The sequence below is a fragment of the Clostridiales bacterium genome (genome assembly GCA_012512255.1).
Classification (GTDB): Bacteria; Bacillota; Clostridia; order Christensenellales; family DUVY01; genus DUVY01.
Window position 1 is genome coordinate 1 of the sequence record JAAZDJ010000106.1, and the last position, 2,059, is coordinate 2,059.

At 40.8% G+C, this 2,059-nt stretch carries 2 protein-coding genes; one reads left to right on the top strand and one right to left on the bottom strand.

All coding sequences use genetic code 11. The annotated features are described in order from the left end of the window. Positions 1-1,007: ComEC/Rec2 family competence protein (locus tag GX756_05515; GenBank protein ID NLC17320.1), on the bottom strand; the 1,007-nt coding region annotated here is incomplete at its 3' end. 123 nt (positions 1,008-1,130) lie between these two features. Here GX756_05515 and GX756_05520 point away from each other — a divergent pair. Next, a partial coding sequence (locus GX756_05520; protein ID NLC17321.1) for an oligosaccharide flippase family protein occupies positions 1,131-2,059 on the top strand: 929 nt, incomplete at its 3' end.

The window sequence follows — 2,059 nt, forward strand, 5'->3', positions numbered from 1 at the left end:
AAGTCGTAAATATAAAGCGGCCTAAACATAAGCATTATTAAAGAGGCAAAACCTAAGCTATTAAGCGAATCCAATCTTTGCCCCAAAGTTTTGGATAAAATCATTATTACGCCCATAATCCCCGCGCGGGCAACCGAAGGCGCGAAACCGCATAACGCGCAATAAAAACCGATAAACGCTGTCATTATAATCAATTTTGATATCCTAAAACGCTTGACGCCAAAAAAGATAAGGCTTGCGCATATAATCAAAAAGCTTATGTTCATTCCCGATACGGCCAAAATATGGGCAAGGCCGGCGGTTTTGTAACTTTTGTATATGTCGTTCGCGATATGGTCGCGGTTGCCCGTTATCATAGCGTAGCTTATACCGGCGGCGTCTTGATCGGAAATGTTTTTAAAAATAATATCTTTCAGCTTATACCTAAAGGCCGATAATATATCGCTTTTGCCGCTATATCGCCTCACATCAAATTCTTGGCATCTTATGACATATTTTATGTTTTGGTGGTAATTTTGTAAGCTAAGGTAGTCCAAATTATCTATCTTTTGGGCGACCAAATCCCCGCTATAAACCATTATCTTATCGCCCGCGCGCAAACCATATAGGTAGCTTTGCTCGTCCAATTCAATAAAAACTTGGGCTTTGCCTTTTATTTTTTTGCCATTTACTTTTATATCTTTGCCTATAGCGGCTATCAGCTTTTGGTCTTGGATAATTTGGTCGGTTAAAGTCAAGGTTATTTGCCCTTTTTGGTCCTTGCCTTCCCAAAAATAAAACGCGTGCAGCGTTGAAGCCAAACAAATCAAGGATAAAACCAAAGTTACTATTAAATTTATACGGCGGCCTTTAAAAAGCGAGACAATAACGACCATAGCGCTAAAAGCCGCCAAACTAAATGACGCCCAAAGGTAATTATGGCGAAACATCTCGCATATTCCTAATATTAGCGCGCCTAAAGCGACGCCCATAAAAAACAAAAGACGAAAATTTATTATTTTTTTCATCGTTTTATTTTCAAAAACATAAAAATATTTATGCCTTAATTATGCACAAATATATGTTTAAAACAATGCCGTTTTTATAAAGGAGAAAAAATTATCAAAGAATTGTTAAAGACCACGGCGATAATGACCTTTTTTTCCATAACCACTAAAACCATAGGATTTTTGTTTAGATGGTATCTTTCGCAAACGCTCGGCGCCGAAATGATGGGGGTTTACCAAGTCGCTTTTTCGGTGTTTATTGTTTTTTTGGTTATGGTGTCCAGCGGAATACCCATTACCGTCACGTCCATGACCGCAAGGTCGCAGTTTGACTTGTCAATAAATCAAGGCTCTACCGTAAGCGCCGCCGTTTTTATTAATATTATTGTAAGCCTTCTGGCGATATCAATCGTGTTATTATTTGAAAATTTATGGCGGGCGGCTTTTGCCAATCCTTTGAGTTATAACATCTTGATAATGCTAATGCCAGCCGTGGTCTTTTCTTCAATAGGCGATTCTTTCAAAGGCAATGTTTGGGGCAAAAAACACTATTTCGCGGTATCTTGTATAGAGTTAATAGAACAAACCGTAAGAATCTTAATCTGCATGCTGTTGTTTTTATACGCCAAAAATTCGCTTGCCCGCGCCAACCTTGCCGCGCTTTCGCTTTCGCTGGCTTGCGCCGCAAGCGCGCTTATTATGATCGCGTTTTTTCATAAATTGGGCGGGCGCGCCCAGACGCCCCAAGGGCATATAAAACAAGTATTCCAAATGTCCGCGCCCATTACCGTAATGCGCGTAAGCTCGGCATTGGTCAACTTTTTGATCGCCATAATAATCCCCAAAAGGCTGATTGTGTCGGGCCTTAGCAATTCTAAGGCTATGGAAATATACGGCTCAAGCGTGGGAATGTCCATGGGTTTTTTGTTCGCGCCTATAACTCTGACAGGGGCGCTTGCCGTGGCTCTGGTGCCCAGAGTCAATGAGGAATACGAATGCAAAAACTTGACATGCCTTGGCAATACGGCAAAAAACGCGGTAGGTTTTTCTATAATTACCGCTTCTGTTTTTAT